This window comes from Variovorax sp. 01T432 (assembly GCF_056398605.1).
Window position 1 is genome coordinate 24,237 of sequence record NZ_JBFTPS010000039.1, and the last position, 19,173, is coordinate 43,409.

Consider the following 19,173-nt stretch of genomic DNA (forward strand, 5'->3'; position numbering starts at 1 on the left):
ACAATCCAGCGGTGGATATCTCAAACCTGATTCAAACCGTACTCATCTATGCGCTGCCCGTGATCTTCGCGATCACCCTGCACGAAGCGGCGCATGGCTACGTCGCCCGGTACCTGGGCGACAACACCGCATGGATGCTGGGCCGCGTGACGCTCAACCCCATGAAGCACATCGACCCCGTCGGCACCATCCTGATGCCGCTGATTCTCTACTTCGCGACTTCGGGCGCCTTCCTGTTCGGCTATGCCAAGCCCGTGCCGGTCAACTTCGGGCAATTGCGCAACCCGAAGCGGGACATGATCTGGGTGGCGCTGGCCGGGCCGGCGTCGAATTTCGCCCAGGCGATCCTCTGGGCGCTGCTGTTCTACGGGCTGCGCGCCGGCGGCGTCGAGGAGCCCTTCTTCCTCAAGATGGCGCAGGGCGGCGTGCTGGTCAACCTCGTGATGTGGGCCTTCAACCTCTTTCCCCTCCCCCCGCTCGATGGCGGCCGCGTGCTGGCCGGCCTGCTGCCCCGGGGGCGCGCCCAGATCTTCATGGCCCGCATCGAGCCCTATGGCTTCTTCATCGTGATGGGCCTGGTGGTCGCCGGCATCGTCAGCAACTATTGGCTCCAGCCGCTGATGAGCCTGGGCTACCTGGCCATCGATCTGCTGCTGTCCCCCCTCACGGCCCTGTTGCGCTGAGATCTTCACCATGGCTTCGTCTTCCACCGCCCCCATCCGCTTCCTCACCGGCATCACCACCAGCGGCACGCCGCACCTCGGCAACTACGTCGGCTCGGTGCGGCACTCGGTGCGTTTCAGCCTGCGGCCCGATGTGCAGAGCTTCTATTTTCTGGCCGACTACCACGCGCTCATCAAGGTGGACGAGCCCGCGCGCATCCAGCGCTCGACCCTCGAGATCGCCGCCACCTGGCTGGCCTGCGGCCTCGACCCGGAACGCGTGACCTTCTACCGGCAGTCCGATATCCCCGAGATCCCCGAGCTGACCTGGTTCCTGACCTGCGTCACGGGCAAGGGCGTGCTCAACCGCGCCCACGCCTACAAGGCGGCGATGGACAAGAACATCGCCAGGGGCGAGGACCCCGACGCCGAGGTGAATGCCGGCCTCTTCATGTACCCGGTGCTGATGGCGGCGGACATCCTGATGTTCAACGCGCACAAGGTGCCGGTCGGGCGCGACCAGGTCCAGCACATCGAGATGGCCCGCGACATGGCGCAGAGCTTCAACCACCTCTACGGCGAGCACTTCACCCTGCCCGAGGCCGAGATCGACGACGCGGTGGCCACGCTGCCCGGCCTCGACGGCCGCAAGATGAGCAAGAGCTACGACAACACGATCCCGCTCTTCGCCCCGCGCGCCCAGCTGCAGAAGCTGATCGCCGGCATCGTCACGGATTCGCGCGCGCCCGGCGAGCCCAAGGACACCGAGGGCTCGGCCCTGTTCCAGATCTACCAGGCCTTCGCCGACGGCGACGAGACCGCCGCCTTGCGCAAGGCCTTCGCCGAGGGCATCGGATGGGGCGATGCCAAGCAGGTCCTGTTCGAGCGCATCGACCGCGAGGTCGGCCCGATGCGCGAGCACTACGAGGCCCTGCTGAACGACCCGGCGCGCATCGAGAAGATCCTGCGCCAGGGCGCCGACAAGGCGCGGCAGCTTGCCTGTCCCTTCATCGAGCGCCTGCGCCATGCGGTCGGGCTGCGCAACCTGTCGGCCCGCGACCCGCTCGCCGAGCGCAAGGCGGCCAAGGTCGCGCGGCCGAGCTTCAAGCAGTACAAGGAAGGCGATGGGCTTTTCTATTTCAAACTGCTCGACGCCGGGGGGGCACTGCTGTTACAAAGCGTGGGGTTCGCGTCGCCCCGGGAGGCGGGGCAGGCGATCGCCACGCTGCGCAAGCAGGGCGGCGCCGCCCTGGCGCTGCTCGCCGCCCAGCTCGAACCGGTCGACAATGATGGCGTGCGGGCGGCAACGGCCGCGCTGGAAGCATTGGCCGCGGAAGCGTCCAGCGAGACCTAGAAGAGATTTCGCGCACCTGTCGGTGCGCAAACAGTGAGAGAACCTATGAGTATCTATGTCATCGACGATCACCCCCTGATGCGCGACGCCATCGTGATGGTGTTGCGGCGCTTGAGGCCGGCCGAGAACATCGTCGAGCTTGAACGGCTCGACAAACTTGCCAGCGCCGTCAAGCAGCACGGCGCGCCGGGGCTTTTCTGCCTCGATCTGAAACTGCCCGACACCACAGGCGTTTCCGGGGTCGTCGCCGTGAAACAGGTCTACCCGGACGTGCCGATCGCGGTCTACTCCGCTTCGCCCTCGGCGGACATGGAAGAGGCCTGCATCGAGGCGGGCGCCGACACCTACATCGAGAAGTCGGCCAGCTCGGCCGAACTCACGGCGGCCTTGCGCGGCCTGCTCATGGCCGACAGCGACGTCGAGGAGCCGGTCGCGGCGGCCAACAGCAAGCTGTCCAAACGCCAGACCCAGCTCATCGCCATGCTCGACAAGGGCATGAGCAACCGGGACATCGCCACCGAACTCGACATCAGCGAGCACACGGTCAAGGTGCATCTCTGGCGGCTGTTCCGCCGCCTGGGCGTCAAGAGCCGCACGCAGGCGCTGCATCACGCGCGCACGAACGGCCTGCTGTCCTCGTCGAACTGAGCCCGCTTCGGGCAAGAGCCCGGTCGACAGCGGCCCCGCCGCGGGCCGCGGGCGCTTCCAAGGCCGGCCTTCCCGCGAGCCGCCACCCCCCTTCCCTCTGTCTCTTTTTCACCGCGAATGCACCGGGCTTGCGCCGAGCCACGGCGGTGCCACGGCTTATAGTCGCCGCGCAAACAAGAAAACCGAGGGGAGGCCATGAAATCATGGGCGGAAGTTCTGTTGACGACGATCCACCGTTGTTGCGGCAAGACGTCGCAGTTCCTGCGTATTCCGAAGACGACAAGTGCGTCGCGTTCTCGCTCGTGCCCGGCCCCAGGCTGGGCCCGGCACCGCCACCGACCGCCCTGTTGACCGCGAGCGAGATCGAAGTTCTCCGGTGGCTCGCGCATGGGAAGACATCGAGGGACACGGCCGCGATTCTCGGGATCTCCGCCGACACGGTGAACTTCCATGTGAAGAACGCGACCGCCAAGCTGGGCGCGGCCAACAAGACCGCGGCGGCGGTGCGCGCCGTGGTCCTGGGGCTGCTGGATTGAGCCGCCGCGCCGAGGCGCGTGGCCATGGGCAACGGCTCATGCCCGTTGCGCGCCCCAGGCGCTGTCATAGCGGTTCGTCGGCGCGTAGGCCTGCCACTTCACCGCATCGAAGACCTGCTCGTGCGGGAGTTCCCCGTCCTGGTTCCAGAACCTGACGCGATTCCTGACCGCTTCCGTATCCTTGTGGCGGTACAGCCAGCGCAGTTCACTGGAGGTGATGCTCTTCCCCCAACCCCGCTTGCTGATGACGACGTCGATCGAATCGATGATCTTCTCGACCACGAAATGCACCGCGCCGTAGTTGGAGGTGACCTGAAACTCGAGGCCGGCCTTGCTGGTCTTCCTCCAGAGGTTCTTCATTTCAGGAAAGGTGAGGAGGCCCCGCTTCGATTGCGAGGTCGAGGCCACGTTGTACCGGGGGTGGCCCGCAAGGAATCTCTTGAATCGGATGCCCCGGCCCGGGTCGGTGATGCGCTTCCTGATCTTGAAGTCGGACGCATACGCGCTGGGGTCTTCCAGGCGCCACACGGAGTTGGTCAGGTCGTTCTGGATCGTCACATGGGTCTTGGGCTGGCCGAACAGGAGCCGCTGGATCCGCCCCGCCGCGCCGGTGACATGGCGCTTGTGGCCGGCCGCCTTGAGCGCCTTCAGCGCCTTGCCCCTGGGCTTGGCGAGCCCGTAGATCACGTCTCCGCGCGCGAACGCGTTCGCCAGGCCCGCATAGGGCCGCGTCTTCTCTCGCCCGTCCGGGTCGCGCCAGGTGACCGGATTGTTGCCGACCATGCAGTAGAGGTTCAGGCCGTCGACGGTGCCGGAGGGGTCGGGGCTCACCCAGCGGGCCAACCAGGGGGCGTAGTAGCGATAGCCATAGTCGCAGAGGCCGGTGGCGTCGCGCTCCTTGCCGCCGTAGCGGCGGGTCTTCTGATCGGCTTCCACCTGCGTGCGCGAGGTCCAGAATGACGTCCCGCCGAAGGGGTAGTACTCCTCGTTGGAGATGATCTGTCCGTCCTTGTCGAGCTCCAGCAGGCTGGAGCCGATGTCGTCGTTCAGGCTGTAGACGTATTGATCCAGGTTCTCGAAGCCCGGGGGGGCGCCATCCACCCAACGCTCGATGCGCAGCCAGGGCCCGATCAGCAGCGTCTCGCGCAACTGCCCGGTCTGGTACCTGGCATGGGCGCGATGCTGTAGTCCTCGTTGCCCAGTGCATAGTCCGACGATGCCGTGGCCCGCGCCACCGTGTTGAGGTCGGACCGCATCGCGGCCAGCGATTCACGCACCACACTGTGGTTGTGGTCGAAGGGCAGCGTGAAGGGATGCGTGGCCGACGCCATGTCGCGATACAGCTCGTCCAGCGGATCGGCGGCCGCGGCGAATGTGGTGCTCGCGTGCTTGCGCAGGACTTCGAGCACGATGCGCATCCTGGAGACCGGCGCTTCGTAGCAATCCTGGCTCAGCGGCAGGTCCTTCAGGTCGGGTCGGCGCTCTTCGAGGGAAAGACGGGGCCTGGCCTTCACCGCGGCCTTCAGGGTCGCGTAGAGCTCGCTCAGGTATTTGGCGGGTGACAGTTGCGACTGCATCGAAGCCGGGTCGACGTATTCGGTCGCATCGACCGCATGCGCCGCCTCCTCGTCCTCGAGCCGCGCGATCGCAAAGCTCGCCGGATCCTGGCCGGCGAGGAGGTCGCGCAACTTGCCGGCCGTGGCGGCGCCGGCCTCGCGAATGATCTGCTCGTAGGCCCTCAGGGCGCCCGGCAATGCGCCCTTCTTCGATGCGCGGGCCGCGTCGACGATCGTTTCGAAGCCCGCTTCGCGCAACGCGCGACGCAGCGCGTCCGTGAGCCACGGCGCCTCGATCAGCGCCTGTATGTCTTGAATCCGCATGCAACCGGGACGCGACGCCTGGATTGCAGGTCCGCACCCGGACACGGCGCGATGCCGAGCCACGAGCCTCGTGTGCCTCGGCCCTTGCGGCCAATCCCTCCATCGCCACCCGTCCCCCTGAACTGGTTTTTTATGGCGGGGATTTTCGCCAGCGGCTGGCCCGAGCGTAACTACCATTTCTGGTAGCCGGTGCGGCCTTCAGGTCATGCCGCGCCCGCGGCTGCCGCGGTCAGGGATCGACGACGCGATGCCCGGATCAGCCGACCGCGCCCGAGATGCGGGTCTGGGCCTGGGACTCGTCGGCATCATGCAGGGCGACGCGAAACACGCTGCCCCGGCCCAGCCGCGAGCGCACGCTGACCGGATGGCCCAGGGCATGCGAGAGGCGCGCCACGATGGCCAGACCCAGGCCGAAGCCATCGGAGGTGCCGGCATGGTCGGCCACCTTGTAGAACTCCAGGAACACGTCGCGCAGATGCTCGCGCGCAATGCCGATGCCGGTGTCCCACACTTCCACGCGCAAGCCGTCGCGCGTATGCCGCGAGGCCAGCAGCACGCCGCCCTCGGCGGTGTACTTGATCGCGTTGGCCAGCAGGTTGCCGATCATCCGGCGCACGCGAATCGGATCCGTCAGCACGGTCCCGGCCGTCACGTGCATGCGAAAGCTCAGGCCCTTGGCCTCGGCGACCGGGCGGTATTGGAGTTCGAGGTCATGCAGCAGCTGGGCGACGTCGACCCGCTCGATGTGCAACCTCACCTGCCCCGAATCGATGCGCGCCAGGTCGAACAGCGAATCGAACAGCGCGTTGACCGCGTGCGTGGCGCGCACGATCTTCGGCGCGATCTCGGCCACCAGCTCGGGCTCGTTGCGCAGCCAGTCGGCGTAGAGCGACAGCGCCAGCACCGGCTGGCGCATGTCATGCGCGGCACTGGCGAGGAAGCGGTTCTTCATCGCGACGGCGGAGACCGCGGCCTGCCGCTGCTGCGTCAGCGAGTTGATCAGGATGTGGTTGTGGAAGAGCAGTTCGAAGCTGTTGCGCGCGGTCTCGTGGATGCGCCTTCCGGCGCGCAGCAGGAGCCACCAGTGCAGACCCGGCAGCAACAGGAAACCGTAGTGAAAATGCGGCCGCTCGAACTTCAGCTCGATGACGCGGAACATGATCGCGGCCAGCATCGTGAAGAAGAGCGTGTTGACGTAGCGCTTGAGCAGGGGCGGATGGAGCGCGAGCCCGTTCAGGGGAAAGGTCGCCACGCCGGCGACGATCAGCCAGCTCATGAACTGGTTCACGAGCGGCGTGCGCTCGAAGAAGATCAGGATCGACAGGCCCCACGCGAACGCGCTGGCGCTCCAGAGGAAGCGGTAGCGCTCGACGAAGTACTGCTGCGCGGCCGAATCACGGTCGGCGTAGTGCCGGGCGTAGAGCTGCTCGCCCCAGATGCGGCACCCGGTGGCCACGATGCCGATGATGAGCCAGGCGATCAGCTGCCACGGCGGCACGTGGCCCCAGCTCAGGCCGACCATGGCCGGCATCAGCGCGGCGGCGAGCAGGTACGAGCCGCGAGATGCCCGCATCAGGCTGCGAATGAGTTCGCCGCGCACCCACGGCTCGGCCTCATCGGCCGACGCGGGCGCCGGTGTCAAACTTGCAAAGGACGAGTTGCCCAGCCCTGCGAACGACGAATTCCCTATCATGGCTCACTGCCCCCTGTCAGCCAGGCCATAAAAAAGGCCCCTCGCGAGGGGCCCCTGCATGCGGCTTTGCGGCTCGCAAAAAACGTTCGGCGGCATTGCGCCAATACACGCCCCGCCGACGTCTCGTCGATCGGGGGAGCCGGCTGATCTTAACTGCGCGCGCTGTAACGCCCGTTCAAATCGTAGGAACTTTCGTAGCGTTCCAGCAACGTCCTCCGAATATCGGAGGAAAGGCCACGCAGGAGGCCCCGAGGGCGCTATCTGCTGGCGAAGTAGCGCATTGCCGTGCGGCCGAGCGGCGTGAGCGCCACGACGGTCGCCGGAGTGCCCTCCTTCGGCGGGATCTCTGCCTTCACGTACCCGGCGTCCCGCAGCACGCGCAGATCCTCGATCTCTTCGACGATCGTGAGCCTCAGCGGCAGTTCGCTGCCGGCGATCTTCTTCAGCAATTCGTACGCCATGTTCCCCATCCTCCTCATGGACTCTCACTTCTTTTGTGTAGGAATTGTGGCCCCGGAAGAGATATGAAGAGATGTCAAAAGACACGCGGGGCCTCAGGCGTTACCCTACGCTTGGTAGCATTTAAGTACTACTTGTAGCGAGCACTTGTTACCCCTCGCAGGGCCCGTCAGGCCTGCGTCACTCGATAGGAGAGACAACATGAGAGCACTGATGTCCATCCTGGGCGGCCTGGCTGTCTTTGCAGGGTGCGCGACTGCCTGGTGGTTCTATTGGCCGGTCTGGCGGATCGAGTCGCAGGTGAGGACGAAGCTTCCCTCGGCGAGCCTGGCGGACTTTTCCAGCGTCACCTACAACCGGGCCACGCGCAGCGGCTGCGGCTACGTGATGACGGGTCAGGGCTCGACGGGCAGGAGGCACTTCATCCTGCTGCCGGATGGCAAGGTGGAGTTCGACCCGCAGGCCCAGGTTCGGGGAAGCACGCTCCAGCAGCTCCAGGCGCTTCAGATGCACGCCAACTATCTGTCGCTGGTGTACGCGCACTGTGCGGGAGAGGGAACAGGTTGATCGCGCCGGTCATCCCGGATCAGGGACACGCAATATCCCATCCCGGCCGGACGATGGAGGCCGCGTACTCGACCGCTCGGTGTTCTCTCAGGATGCGCTCGACGAGCGCCGCGTCCTTGTAGTTCGGGGAGATCGCGTAGATGTCATACCGATTGCAGGAATCGGTCGAGGGCGCCGCTTTCCCTGCGAGCATGTATCTCACTCTTTTCGTGAAGCTCAGATTCGATCTGACGAATGGAACCAGGAATATCTTGTAGTTCGCGCGCTTGATGAAGGCGGTGATTTCCTTGCATTGATTCGTCCACGCGCGTGAATTGTCGTGCTGGTGTTCGGCATCCGGATTGAGCAGCAGCAGATCGCAATGCGCGACCACCATGTCATAGCGCCCTTCCGCCATGGCCCGCTCGTCGACCAGATGATGGGCGAAGCGGGGCGTATTGAGCCCCCAGCTGTCCTCAGTGAACCAGTTGCTGTAGTACGCGAGGCGACCGGCCTCGGTGGTCAGCATCCGGCCATCGGTCTGGCTGAGCTCCTGTGAAATGTAGAACACATTCTCGTTCTTCGAATTTGCGAGCGAAAGGACCGTGGCAACCGTGGTCCCGTATTGCAGGTAGATCGAAGCAATCAGAAAAACATAGAGCGCGCGAATATTCAGTCTCGCGTAGATCCAATAGAAAGCGCCGAAGAACAGGGGCGCCATGAAGCGATTTCCGATGTTCTGCTCGAGCCGCATGGAGGCGTAAAAAAGGATCGGGGCGATGAAGAACAGGAGCAGCTCGAAGGATTTCCTGGCGCCTTTGCCTCCCACGGCGACGGCGAGCACGATGGGTGCCGCGACGGGGGCGATGCTCCATACCGAATCCTTGAAAAAAATCAGCAGATCGCGGTTTCCGCTGGCTTTGACGAGGAAAGGAAGGGGAAGGAACTCTGAAAAATACCAGGCGCGCCAGGCAAAATAGAGAATGCCCGGCACGACCAGGCCCAGCAGAAGCAATCGGCCTTCGGATTTCCAATTCGCCTTGGTGCATTCGGTCATCAGCCGGTAGGCGACCAGCCCCACGCCCCACACCGCCCCGTCGGGCCTGATCAGGCAAAGAAGAAGGACCGAGACATAGAGCAGTCGGCTGCGCCGCAATGCCAGGCCCATGCAAAGAACATACAACGCCCCGAACAAGACAGCGCTGAATCCATTCAGCGATGCATAAAGATAGGGAGTTCCGAGCAGTGCGATTCCCAAGGCAAGTCTTGCCGCATTGCTCTTGATCTGGTGCACCAGGAGAAGAATGGCCAGGAGATTCAACAGCAAGGCCGCGCCGAACTCGCTGACGCCCAGCGCACTGAATGCCGCAATGATGACCATCCAGAGAAAATCAGTGGCCCCCTCGATAGGCGTGAGACTCCCTCCGTAGGAAATAACGCCTTTCTCCGCCAGATTTCTCGCATATTCGTACAGGATGACGGCATCTTCTCCCGGAACCGTCTGCCAGAACGCGAGGATGGAGAGGATGCCGAAGACGGCAATGAAGGCGATCCACGGGCCGCGAGTCTCGGCGTATCGCGGAGAGGAAGTCAATGCCATTCGATTACCCTCCTGCATGAATAGCTTGCCATCTGAAATCAAATATCTATTCGCGCCCGCCGGATTGGCGGGCCAGGGCAACGCCTCCGATCAATACAGCGAACCAGAGGGTTCCCAATCTGATCAGGACCGTCGCGGCGACGGCCTCCGCACCACCCACCCCGGCCCAGACAAGCAAGACGCCCATGACAGCCTCGGAGCCACCCAGGCCACCGGGCATGAAACTCAGGGCCCCGGCCAGCATGGATATCGCGTAGACGAAGACCGCGAAGGGCAACGGTACGTCGAGCCCCATCCATTGGAGGATCAAGTGAAATGCCCAGGCCTCGGACGCCCACGCCAGCACGCCCAGGCCCGTAGCGACGATCAGCAGCCGGGGAGCGTGGCATCGCCTTGCCTGCAACAGGATCTGCACGACATGGCGCAGCAGTGACGGAATTCGTCCAGTTCCGGTCATCCGACGTTCGAGGCCTTCGAGCAGGGGATGACTGGCGAGCGCCGCGAAGACCAGCGCGACCCCGACCGCGCCCACCGCGATGAGCGGCCGTGCCGCGGGAAACAGCGACATCCCGAACAGCGTCAGCAACACGACGGCGAGCAGATCCGACAGTCGCTCGCTCAGGAACGCGGCGAGGCTCTTCGGGTAGGGCATGCCCCAGGGGCTGAGCAGCACGCCGCGCAGGGCCTCGCCCGCTTTCCCCGGCGTGGTGGTCAACGCAAATCCGGCGATGTAGATCTTCAGACTGGGCCACCACGGCACCGGATGGTCCATCGCGCGCAGATACGCCTGCCAACGAATGAATCGCAGGCCGTAGTTCACCAGGGAGAGTGACAGCACGATGCCGACACCCGGGAATCCGACCTTTGCGACGGCGCTGGCAACCTCGTGCCAGCCGCTCCAGAGCGTGAACCCGAGGTACCCGGCCGCGGCGACCAACACCGACCACACGATCGCGCGGAAGCGCCAGCCCGACAGAAGCCGCGGGTCGCCCTGTTCCCGCGTTACGGGCGCCTGCGTCATCGTCACAACTTCAACCTCTTGAAGACGGCGCGCGGAATGTTCCGGATGATCATCATGATCAGCGCCCAGAATGCCGGGGCGTAGAGCACATCCTTCTTGCCCTCGATGCCGGCGACGATGCGTCGAGCGACCGTCTCGGGCTGCGCGACCAGCGGCCCCGGCAGCGGCAAGCCCTGCGTCATGGGAGTGGCGACGAAGCCTGGCCGGATGTCGGTCAACGAGACCCCGGCCTTGAACAGACGGGCACGCAAGCCTTCGCAGAATACGGATACGGCGGCCTTGGCGCTGCCGTACACGTAATTGCTGGGACGCCCGCGATCACCGGCCACCGAAGTGATCACGCCGATGGCGCCGCTGCCCTGTCGCTCGAACTGGTTGGCCAACGCGGTCAGCAAGGCGATGACCGACGTCCCGTTGGTCATGAACTCTCGCAGCGTCATGGCCGGGTCGGCCTCGCACGCGGCCTGATCGGGCAGCGTCCCGTGCGCGATCAGGGCGATATCGAACGCACCGAGCGCGGCGATGGCTGCCGCGAGCATGGCCGCATGCGCCGGCACATCGTTGGCGTCCATTCGGTGCTTGTGAACAGCGACGGCCCCCCGGACGGCGAGATCGCCCCCGATCGCGTCGAGCTTTTCGGCATCGCGCCCCACCAGGAACAATGCGGCACCCCGCGTTGCCCACTCACGGGCGCAGGCACTGGCGATCGCGGAGCTCGCCCCGATGATCAGAATCCTCTTCATTGGGTCATGCGCTTCCAGAAACGGGACATCAACGCCGGGTCGCGCAGGGCTTCCAATTCGCTCCACGCGGGGTAGCTGCGCCGGAAATCCTCGCCGCTCCAGTGAGCGTCCTTGGCCGGGTAGAGGCGGCCGCCGGTCTCTCGGACGATGGCATCGAGCCGGGGGAACAAGGTCGAGCCCAGCCGCTCGGTCTGCGGGAAATCGAGCGCCAGGGTCATGCCTGCCTTCGGAAACGAGAGCAAGCCCGGCGACGGCACATCGCCGCAGCGCTTGAGAATCGCAAGGAAGGAGCCGGTGCCGGATTCGGCGATCGCCGCGAGCAGCGCGTGGATGCCGGCCCGGGCCTCGCGATCGGGGATGAGCGCCTGGTATTGCTGGAAGCCCCTGGGTCCGTAGATGCGGTTCCACTTGAGGACGGCATCGAGCGGATAGAAGAACGGGTCGTAGTCGATCCGTGCCTTCTTCAGTTCGCCGGGGGCCTTGCGCCAGTACAACGTATTGAAGGCGCGAAGCGAGAGCCCGTTGATGAGCGAGATGGGTGGCGTGAGCGGAACGGTCAGTTTGCGCGACGCCCCCACGGCGAGAGGTCCGTCGCTCGCAAAATCGCCCGCCGTGTAGACGCCGCGGCCGGTCGTCTTGCCCTTGGCGACGCAATCGATCCACGAGACGCAGAACTCATGCTTCTCGTCGAGTTCGGCCGACAGCGCAATGCACTCATCCAGATCACCGAAACGCTGAGTCACGCCGTCGATCTGGCTGGAGCGAATGGACACGAGCTGAATCTCGGCCCATTCGATGACGCCCGTCAGCCCCAAGCCGCCGATGGTGGCCTTGAAGAGTTCGGCCTGCTCTTCAGGCGAGCAGGTCATGCGGCCGGTGTCCGAGCGAAGCAAGCCGAACTGCCGCACGTGCCGGCCGAAGGTCCCGCGGCGGTGATGATTCTTCCCGTGGACGTCGTTGGCGATGGCTCCGCCCAAGGTGATGTACTTGGTGCCCGGTGTGACCGGCACGAACCAGCCATGGGGGATCGCCACGGCGAGGATGTCCTCCAGCGTGACCCCCGATTCGGCCACGAGCACGCCGGTCGTCCAGTCGGCGCTCAGGAAGCGGTCGAGCGGCCGCGTGTGCAGCACGTGGTCGCTGGCAGCCAGACAACTGTCGCCGTAGCTCAGGCCGGAGCCATAGGCGAGTGTCGTGCCGTGCGCCCCGCGTACCCGCGCCAGCTGGCTGGCGAGATCACCACGCCAGTGACACTCCGCGGGCGTCTGCGGGAACGGCGGGTGGTTTCCCCAGGAGCGCAACCCGGCCGAACTCATGTGGCCCCCCAGAAGACGAGCGCGATCAGCGCGCCGATCGCGAGGCTCACCCGATCGCGAACCGCGAAGATCACAGGGTCTTCGTCCATCATGCCTCGATGGGCCAGCATCCATATCCGGCTGATCCAGGTCAGGAGCAAGGGGCACGCGAGCCAGATGAATTCCTGGTGGCGGTACAACTGCGCCGTGCGGCTGTCGTTGATGTAGAGGGCCAGCACCATGACCGCCATGTAGCCCGAGGCGGCCCCCAGCGAGGCGATCATCTGCAGATCGTCCGCGAAGTAGCCACGGCCGCGCGCCTTCTCATCGCTTCCCCTGGCCCGCACGTGGAAGAGTTCGGCGTAACGCTTCACGAAGGCGAGGCTCAGGAAGAGGAACATCGAGAACGCCAGCAACCAGAAACTCAGTGGAATGCCCAGCGCGATGGCGCCGACGATGATGCGCAAGGTGTAGAGGGCCGCTAGGGTGATGACGTCGATCACCATTCGGCGCTTGAGCACCAGCGAGTACGCCAGGGTCAGCGCGTAGTAGGTGGCCAGCCCGGCAGTGAAGGCGAGCGGCAGTTGCCACAGGGCAAGCCCGAAAGCGCTTGCGAGCAACGCCGGGAAGGCGAAGAGCCCCGCTTGAATGGAGAGCCGGCCCGAGGCGAAGGGACGCGCGCGTTTGCGCACATGATGGCGATCGTCGCGCAGGTCCAGCAGATCGTTCAGGATGTAGACACCGGAGGCGCACAGGCCAAAACACAGAAATGCGATCAGCGCGTCAAGAACCAGAGGCAGGTCTGTATAGCGGTGCGCCGCGAGCAGCGGGACGAAGATCAGCAGGTTCTTGAGCCACTGGTGCAGCCGCAGGGCCTTGGCCCAATCGCGCAGGACAGGACTTCGCGAAGCAAGGACTCCGGCAACGTTACCGATCTTGCGCGCACTCCGCTCGATCGACTGCGAAGCGTTGACGACATAGGCGTGACGGGCGGCGGCCCAGACGGGCAAGTCGTCCTGGGAGTTTCCGGCGTAGTCGAAGCCGCGGTCCCCGTAGGTCTGCACCAGGGCATCGCGCTTGGCATGGGCCGACAGATTGAGGCCCTCGTCGCTGGCGATCACCTCATCGAAGAGCGCCAGGTGCTGGGCGACGCGATCGGCAAGTCGCCGGTGGCTGGCGGTGGCGAGGACCACGCGGCGGCCGCGCCCTCGCTCGACCTCGATGAACTCGATGACGGCCTTGTTGTAAGGCAGGACCGAAACATCGAGCTCCGTGGCATGCGCCAGTTCATGCTTGAGCACCGACTTTCCGCGCGCCAACCACTGGAGCGGAGCGAGGAATCTCTGAGGCTGGTCGCGCAGGAAGAGCAACCCCGTCTCGACCAGAAGATCTGAGCGAATCAGTGTGCCGTCAAGATCAATGACGAGTGGGGGCTCCTCCATCAAGATGCACACCTTGAGATTTGTTAAGAATGTTTCATCATCTTACCTGCGGGCATTCGAAAGCACCATTTATGACAACTTTTTTCTTCAGTTGGGTGGCTGCGCCCGGGTGCGGGGCGCGCTTGGCGACTGCGTAGACGCCAAACGCAAAAAGCCCCGCGTGGTGCGGGGCTTTTTGCGCCTGCCAAGGCTGCCAGCCGTTTGGAAGGTCTTCTACTGGAGGAGAGGGAGGGATTCGAACCCTCGGTACGTTCGCACGTACGCCTGATTTCGAGTCAGGTACATTCGACCACTCTGCCACCTCTCCGGTGTCTGTCGAGCCCGCGATTCTAGCAGAGGCTTCTTGGCGTTCTCAGGCGCGCAGCACCTCGATGCCGCCCAGATAGGGTCGCAAGGCCGCCGGCACGCTGATCGAGCCGTCTTCGTTCTGGTGGTTCTCCAGCACGGCGACCAGCGTGCGGCCGACCGCCAGGCCCGAACCGTTGAGCGTGTGCACGAGCTCGTTCTTGCCCTGCGCGTTCTTGAAGCGGGCCTGCAGCCGGCGCGCCTGGAAGGCCTCGCAGTTCGACACGGAACTGATCTCGCGATAGGTGTTCTGCGCCGGCAGCCAGACCTCCAGGTCGTATGTCTTGGCGGAACCGAAGCCCATGTCGCCCGTACACAACAGGACCACCCGATAAGGCAGGTCGAGCGCCTGCAACACGGCTTCGGCATGGCCGGTCATGGCCTCCAGTGCGTCGTAGCTGGCCTCAGGATGCGTGATCTGCACCATCTCGACCTTGTCGAACTGGTGCTGCCGGATCATGCCGCGCGTATCGCGCCCGGCGCTGCCCGCCTCGGAGCGGAAGCAGGGCGTGTGCGCGGTGAGCCTGATGGGCAGCTGCGCCTGCGGCACCACCTCGTCGCGCATGAAATTCGTGAGCGGCACTTCGCTGGTCGGAATGAGATAGAGCGCCGCGTGGTCGGGCGCCGGCTCGCCGTCCTGCCCGCCCTTCTTCGCGGCAAACAGGTCGCCTTCGAACTTGGGCAGCTGGCCGGTGCCGCGCAGCGTCTCGGCGTTGACGATGTAAGGCACATAGCACTCGGTGTAGCCGTGCTGTTGTGTCTGGATGTCGAGCATGAACTGCGACAGCGCCCGGTGCAGCCGCGCGATCGGGCCCTTCATCACGCTGAATCGTGAACCGGAGAGCTTGGCGCCCATTTCGAAGTCCAGGCCGAGCGGCGCGCCCAGGTCCACGTGGTCCTTGGCCGTGAAGCCGAGGGCGGGCGCGTCGCCGCCGGCGCCGCCCTTGGGGCTCCAGCGTCGCACTTCGACGTTCGCGTGCTCGTCCTCGCCGACCGGCACGCTCGCGTGCGGCAGGTTGGGCACCGCGAGAAGCAAGGCATGCAGTTCGGGCTGGATGGCTTCGAGCCGCGTGGCCGAGGATTCCTGTTCGGCCTTGAGGGCGTTGACTTCGGCCATCAGCGCGTCGACCGCTTCGCCCCTGGCTTTCAGCGGCCCGATCTGCTTGTTGAGGGTGTTGCGGCGCGCCTGCAGTTCCTCGGTGCGGGTCTGCAGCGTCTTGCGTTCGGCTTCGAGCGCGGTGAAGGTCGCCACGTCCAGGAAGGCCTGGTTCTTCTTGCGAGTTTCGAGGCGGGCAACGACAGAAGCGATGTCCTTGCGTAACAGAGTGATATCGAGCATTGGACGATTTTAGGCGGCGTAGCATCGCTTCCCCTGTCACACCCAACCAAGGAGATTTCCATGCAAGCCTATCTGACGTTCAACGGAAATGCCGCCGAAGCGCTGGCCTTCTACGCCAAGTGTCTGGACGGCAAGATCCTCTTCAGCATGACCTTCGGCGAGAGCCCGATGGGCAAGGACACGCCGGCCGAGTCGAAGAACAAGATCATGCACGCCACGCTCGAGGCGCGCGGCCACCAGCTGATGGCCTCCGACGCGCCGCCCGGCTACCCCTTCGAGGGCTACAAGGGCTTCTCGCTCTCGGTCCAGAGCAAGGACGTGAAGGAAGGCGAAGCGCTCTTCAAGGCGCTGAGCGCGGGCGGCAAGATCACGATGCCCTATGGCCCGCAATTCTGGTCGCCCGGCTTCGGCATGCTGGAAGACAAGTTCGGCGTCGCCTGGATGGTCAACACCGAACAGGCGCCCGCGAAGGGCTGAAGGCTCAGCCGAGGCTGGCCGGATCCACGTTCGCGCCGCAGACGATGAGGCAGACCTTCTCCCCCTCGCGCGGCACGTAGGCACCGCTCTGGAGTGCGGCCAGCGGCAAGGCCGCGGCCGGCTCCACGGCCAGCTTCAGTTCGCGCCACAGCCACAGCTGCGCCGAGCGGATGGCCTCGTCGGTCAGCAGCACGGCATCGCGCACCTGGCGCTGCGTGATGTCCCAGGCGATCGCGCCGATGCGCCGCGCGCCGAGCGAATCGGCCGCCACGCCACCCACCTCGACGTCCACCGGCCGGCCCGCTTCACGTGCCCTGAACAGCGTCGGCGCGCGCTCGGGTTCGAGCGCCACCACGCGGCTGCGCCGCTCGAACCAGGCCGCGAGGCCGCCGATCAATCCGCCGCCGCCGACGCTCACCAGAACGGCATCCGGCAGCCCGCCCTGTTGTTCGATCTCGCGGCCGAGCGTGCCGGCGCCGGCCACCACTTCGGGTTGGTCATAGGCATGGGTGAGCAGCGCGCCGGTCCTGGCCTGTCGATCCAGGCAGGCCGCCAGCGCATCGCTGTAGACCTCGCCGCCCACGACCACCTCGGCGCCGAGCGCCCGCAACCGGGCCCGCTTCGCTTCGGGAGACAGGGTCGGCAGGAACACTTCGCAGCGCACGCCGAGCGCACGCGCGGCGGCGGCGGTGGCGATGCCGGCGTTGCCGCCCGAGGCCACGACGACGCCGCTCTCGGGAATGTCGTTGGCCAGCAGCCGATTCATCATGCCGCGCGCCTTGAAGCTGCCGCTGACCTGCAACTGCTCCAGCTTCAGCCAGACCTCGACGCCCGCCCCGGCCACGCCGAGTGCCTCGGCCGGCAGCTTCCACAGCGGCGTCTCGCGCAGGAAATGCGGCGTGCGCTCGCGCAGCCGGCGGGCAGCGGCCTCGATCTCGAGGCGCCAGTCGATCACGGCGCCGGTCACGAGATATGCCCCGGTGGCGGCATGTGCTCGAGCTTCAGGCCCTTGGGCAGCGGGAACTTGAGCGTTTCCTCGATGCCATCCATCTTGCGGACCGACACGGCGCCGAGCGCCTTGATGCGATCGATCACCTCGCGCACCAGCACCTCGGGCGCGGAGGCGCCGGCCGTAAGACCCACGCGGGTCTTGCCCTCGAACCACTCAGGTCGCAGTTCTTCGGCCGAGTCGACCATGTAGCTCTCCGTGCCCAGGCGCTGCGCCAGTTCGCGCAGGCGGTTGCTGTTGGAACTGGTCGGGCTGCCGACGACGATGACGAGGTCGACCTGCGGGCTCAGCATCTTCACCGCGTCCTGCCGGTTCTGGGTGGCATAGCAGATGTCCTGCTGCTTGGGCTCGCGCACGCTCGGGAAGCGGGCCCGCACCGCGGCCGAGATCTCCGCCGCGTCATCGACCGACAGCGTGGTCTGCGTGACGACGGCGAGCTTCGCGGTCTGGGCCGGCGACACGTGCGCCACGTCTTCCACGCCCTCGACGAGGTGGATTCCACTGGAGAGCTGCCCCATGGTGCCCTCGACCTCGGGATGCCCCTTGTGGCCGATCATGATGAACTCGTAGCCCTCTTTCGCGAGCTTCGCGACCTCGACGTGCACCTTGGTCACGAGCGGGCAGGTGGCGTCGAAGACGTGGAAGCCGCGCTCGCGCGCCTCGGCCTGCACGGCCTTGCTGACGCCGTGCGCGCTGAACACCAGCGTGGCGCCGGGCGGCACTTCGGCGAGCTCCTCGATGAAGATGGCGCCCTTGGCCTTGAGTTCGTTCACCACATAGGTGTTGTGCACGATCTCGTGGCGCACGTAGATCGGGGCGCCGAACTTGGCGATGGCACGCTCGACGATCTCGATGGCGCGGTCGACGCCGGCGCAGAAGCCGCGCGGTTCCGCAAGGATGACCTCCTCGACCTTGCTCACAGCACGCCGATCAACTGCACTTCGAAGCTGACCGGCTGGCCGGCGAGCGGGTGGTTGAAGTCGAAGCACACCGCCGTCTCGTTGGATTCGATCACGGCACCCGCATAGCTCCCCGTGCCGTCGGGCGTGGGGAACTGCACCACATCGCCCGTGGCGTACTGCTCGTCGGGGTCGCCCATCTTCGCGAGCAGCGTGCGCGCGACCCATTGCTGCATTTCGGCATTGCGCTCGCCGAAGGCCTCGCCCGCGGGCAGCTCGAAGGTGGCGTGGGTGCCCTCTTCGAGGCCGAGCAGGCGCTGCTCGACCGCGGGCGACAGCTCGCCCGTTCCAAGCGACAGCGTGGCGGGCTTGTCGCCGAAGGTATTGATGATGTCGCCCGCTGGGCCGGCCAGCCGGTAGTGCAGCGTGAGGAACGAGCCGGGCAAGACGACGGCGGCGGAAGTGGTCGAGGACAAGGTATGAGGCCCGATAGACTGGGGGCCTGTATTTTAGGGAGTGAGGCCTTAGGCCCGCATACGACATGCCTTTCAACGATATTCCCGTGGCCCAGCGGCCGCGAGAACGGCTCATGGCGCTCGGCGCCGGAGCGCTTCTCGATGCCGAGCTGCTGGCCCTGCTCCTGAACACGGGCATGCCCGGCAAGAACGTGCTTCAGTTCGCCCACGAGTTGCTCGACCACTTCGGCGGGCTCGATGGACTGTTCAACGCCGAGCCCGACGATCTCAGGAAATTCAAGGGTCTTGGCGGCACCGCCAAGCGGGCGAAGCTCATCGCCGTGCTCGAACTCGCCCGCCGGTCACTGGGCCAGCGCCTCAAGGAACGGGAAAGCTTCGATTCGCCGATGACCGCCAGGAACTACGTCCAGCTGCTGCTGGCGGCGCGGCCCTACGAGGTGTTCGCGGCCGCCTTCCTCGACGCGCAACACCGATTGATCGCGATGGAGGAGCTGTTTCGCGGCACGCTCACGCACACCGCCGTCTACCCGCGCGAAGTGGTCACGCGCGCGCTCCACCACAATGCGGCGGCTGTCGTGCTGGCACACAACCATCCGAGCGGCTGCATGGAACCTTCGCGCGCCGACGAGACCCTCACGCGCACGCTCAAGGCCGCGCTCGCGCTGATCGACGTGCGGGTGCTGGACCACATGATCGTCGGCAAGGGCGAGGCGCTCTCGATGGCCGAGCACGCCCTGATCTGAGCCGGC

General features: G+C 65.6%; 20 protein-coding genes and 1 tRNA gene. 7 read left to right on the plus strand and 14 right to left on the minus strand.

Translation table 11 applies throughout. The features are described 5' to 3' along the window. Positions 1-11: 11 nt before the first annotated feature. From AC1DNF_RS24835 to AC1DNF_RS24850, 4 genes are all read left to right on the plus strand, one after another. Positions 12-683 (plus strand): site-2 protease family protein, encoded by a 672-nt coding sequence (locus AC1DNF_RS24835; RefSeq protein WP_478151308.1) that lies wholly within the window; start codon positions 12-14, stop codon positions 681-683. A gap of 10 nt (positions 684-693) precedes the next feature. Further along, positions 694-2,016, plus strand: coding sequence for a tryptophan--tRNA ligase (locus AC1DNF_RS24840; RefSeq protein WP_478151309.1), 1,323 nt, complete (start codon positions 694-696; stop codon positions 2,014-2,016). 45 nt (positions 2,017-2,061) lie between these two features. Next, positions 2,062-2,664 carry a response regulator transcription factor gene (locus AC1DNF_RS24845; protein WP_478151310.1) on the plus strand — a complete coding sequence of 201 codons (603 nt, stop codon included), beginning with the start codon at positions 2,062-2,064 and terminating at the stop codon, positions 2,662-2,664. A gap of 239 nt (positions 2,665-2,903) precedes the next feature. Then, entirely contained in the window at positions 2,904-3,200 is a 297-nt protein-coding gene (locus tag AC1DNF_RS24850; RefSeq protein WP_478151311.1) for a helix-turn-helix domain-containing protein, read from the plus strand. Positions 3,201-3,236: 36 nt separating this feature from the next. Here the strand turns inward: AC1DNF_RS24850 and AC1DNF_RS24855 are convergent, their stop codons facing one another. The 4 genes from AC1DNF_RS24855 to AC1DNF_RS24870 form a co-directional block, all read right to left on the minus strand. Then, positions 3,237-4,349, minus strand: a complete 1,113-nt coding sequence (locus tag AC1DNF_RS24855) for an RHS repeat-associated core domain-containing protein (protein ID WP_478151312.1) — start codon at positions 4,347-4,349, stop codon at positions 3,237-3,239. After that, positions 4,331-5,080 (minus strand): Tc toxin subunit A, encoded by a 750-nt coding sequence (locus AC1DNF_RS24860; RefSeq protein ID WP_478151313.1) that lies wholly within the window; start codon positions 5,078-5,080, stop codon positions 4,331-4,333. The genes AC1DNF_RS24855 and AC1DNF_RS24860 overlap by 19 nt, the downstream gene beginning before the upstream one ends. Before the next feature lie 256 nt (positions 5,081-5,336). Further along, a complete protein-coding gene (gene shkS, locus AC1DNF_RS24865; protein WP_478151314.1) occupies positions 5,337-6,773 on the minus strand; it encodes a surface-behavior sensor histidine kinase ShkS in 1,437 nt (478 codons plus the stop codon). 257 nt (positions 6,774-7,030) lie between these two features. After that, positions 7,031-7,234: a hypothetical protein gene (locus tag AC1DNF_RS24870; RefSeq protein ID WP_478151315.1), complete on the minus strand. Its 204-nt coding sequence runs from the start codon at positions 7,232-7,234 to the stop codon at positions 7,031-7,033. A 199-nt stretch (positions 7,235-7,433) separates the two neighbouring features. Between AC1DNF_RS24870 and AC1DNF_RS24875 the strand changes: the two genes are divergently transcribed. Then, complete coding sequence (locus AC1DNF_RS24875; protein WP_478151316.1) at positions 7,434-7,799, plus strand: hypothetical protein; 366 nt, start codon at positions 7,434-7,436, stop codon at positions 7,797-7,799. Positions 7,800-7,818: 19 nt separating this feature from the next. Here AC1DNF_RS24875 and AC1DNF_RS24880 read toward each other — a convergent pair whose 3' ends face one another. From AC1DNF_RS24880 to serS, 7 genes are all read right to left on the minus strand, one after another. Then, complete coding sequence (locus tag AC1DNF_RS24880) at positions 7,819-9,378, minus strand: hypothetical protein (RefSeq protein ID WP_478151317.1); 1,560 nt, start codon at positions 9,376-9,378, stop codon at positions 7,819-7,821. Positions 9,379-9,424: 46 nt separating this feature from the next. Then, positions 9,425-10,399, minus strand: a complete 975-nt coding sequence (locus tag AC1DNF_RS24885) for a lysylphosphatidylglycerol synthase transmembrane domain-containing protein (RefSeq protein ID WP_478151348.1) — start codon at positions 10,397-10,399, stop codon at positions 9,425-9,427. A 2-nt stretch (positions 10,400-10,401) separates the two neighbouring features. Then, on the minus strand, positions 10,402-11,142 hold the full coding sequence (locus AC1DNF_RS24890; RefSeq protein WP_478151349.1) for an SDR family oxidoreductase: 741 nt from the start codon (positions 11,140-11,142) through the stop codon (positions 10,402-10,404). Then, positions 11,139-12,458: an FAD-binding protein gene (locus AC1DNF_RS24895; protein WP_478151318.1), complete on the minus strand. Its 1,320-nt coding sequence runs from the start codon at positions 12,456-12,458 to the stop codon at positions 11,139-11,141. The genes AC1DNF_RS24890 and AC1DNF_RS24895 overlap by 4 nt, the downstream gene beginning before the upstream one ends. Next, complete coding sequence (locus AC1DNF_RS24900; RefSeq protein ID WP_478151319.1) at positions 12,455-13,879, minus strand: UbiA family prenyltransferase; 1,425 nt, start codon at positions 13,877-13,879, stop codon at positions 12,455-12,457. Before AC1DNF_RS24900 ends, AC1DNF_RS24895 begins: the two co-directional genes overlap by 4 nt. Before the next feature lie 217 nt (positions 13,880-14,096). Further along, a tRNA-Ser gene (locus AC1DNF_RS24905) sits at positions 14,097-14,186 on the minus strand. 45 nt (positions 14,187-14,231) lie between these two features. Further along, positions 14,232-15,563 (minus strand): serine--tRNA ligase, encoded by a 1,332-nt coding sequence (serS, locus tag AC1DNF_RS24910; protein WP_478151320.1) that lies wholly within the window; start codon positions 15,561-15,563, stop codon positions 14,232-14,234. Positions 15,564-15,623: 60 nt separating this feature from the next. Here serS and AC1DNF_RS24915 point away from each other — a divergent pair, with 60 nt between their 5' ends. Beyond that, positions 15,624-16,040: a VOC family protein gene (locus AC1DNF_RS24915; protein ID WP_478151321.1), complete on the plus strand. Its 417-nt coding sequence runs from the start codon at positions 15,624-15,626 to the stop codon at positions 16,038-16,040. Positions 16,041-16,044: 4 nt separating this feature from the next. On the opposite strand, the gene AC1DNF_RS24920 is transcribed toward AC1DNF_RS24915, so the two are convergent. From AC1DNF_RS24920 to AC1DNF_RS24930, 3 genes are read right to left on the minus strand one after another with little or no spacing between them, the layout of a single operon-like run. After that, positions 16,045-16,995 (minus strand): threonine/serine dehydratase, encoded by a 951-nt coding sequence (locus AC1DNF_RS24920; RefSeq protein ID WP_478151350.1) that lies wholly within the window; start codon positions 16,993-16,995, stop codon positions 16,045-16,047. An 8-nt stretch (positions 16,996-17,003) separates the two neighbouring features. Further along, positions 17,004-17,969 carry a 4-hydroxy-3-methylbut-2-enyl diphosphate reductase gene (gene ispH, locus AC1DNF_RS24925; protein ID WP_478151322.1) on the minus strand — a complete coding sequence of 322 codons (966 nt, stop codon included), beginning with the start codon at positions 17,967-17,969 and terminating at the stop codon, positions 17,004-17,006. Continuing rightward, positions 17,966-18,424, minus strand: coding sequence for an FKBP-type peptidyl-prolyl cis-trans isomerase (locus AC1DNF_RS24930; protein WP_478151323.1), 459 nt, complete (start codon positions 18,422-18,424; stop codon positions 17,966-17,968). The genes ispH and AC1DNF_RS24930 overlap by 4 nt, the downstream gene beginning before the upstream one ends. Before the next feature lie 65 nt (positions 18,425-18,489). On the opposite strand from AC1DNF_RS24930, the gene radC reads away from it, so the two are divergent. Further along, the gene (gene radC, locus AC1DNF_RS24935; protein ID WP_478151324.1) at positions 18,490-19,167 is read left to right on the plus strand and encodes a RadC family protein; all 678 of its coding nucleotides are present in this window, start codon (positions 18,490-18,492) and stop codon (positions 19,165-19,167) included. Positions 19,168-19,173 lie beyond the last annotated feature (6 nt).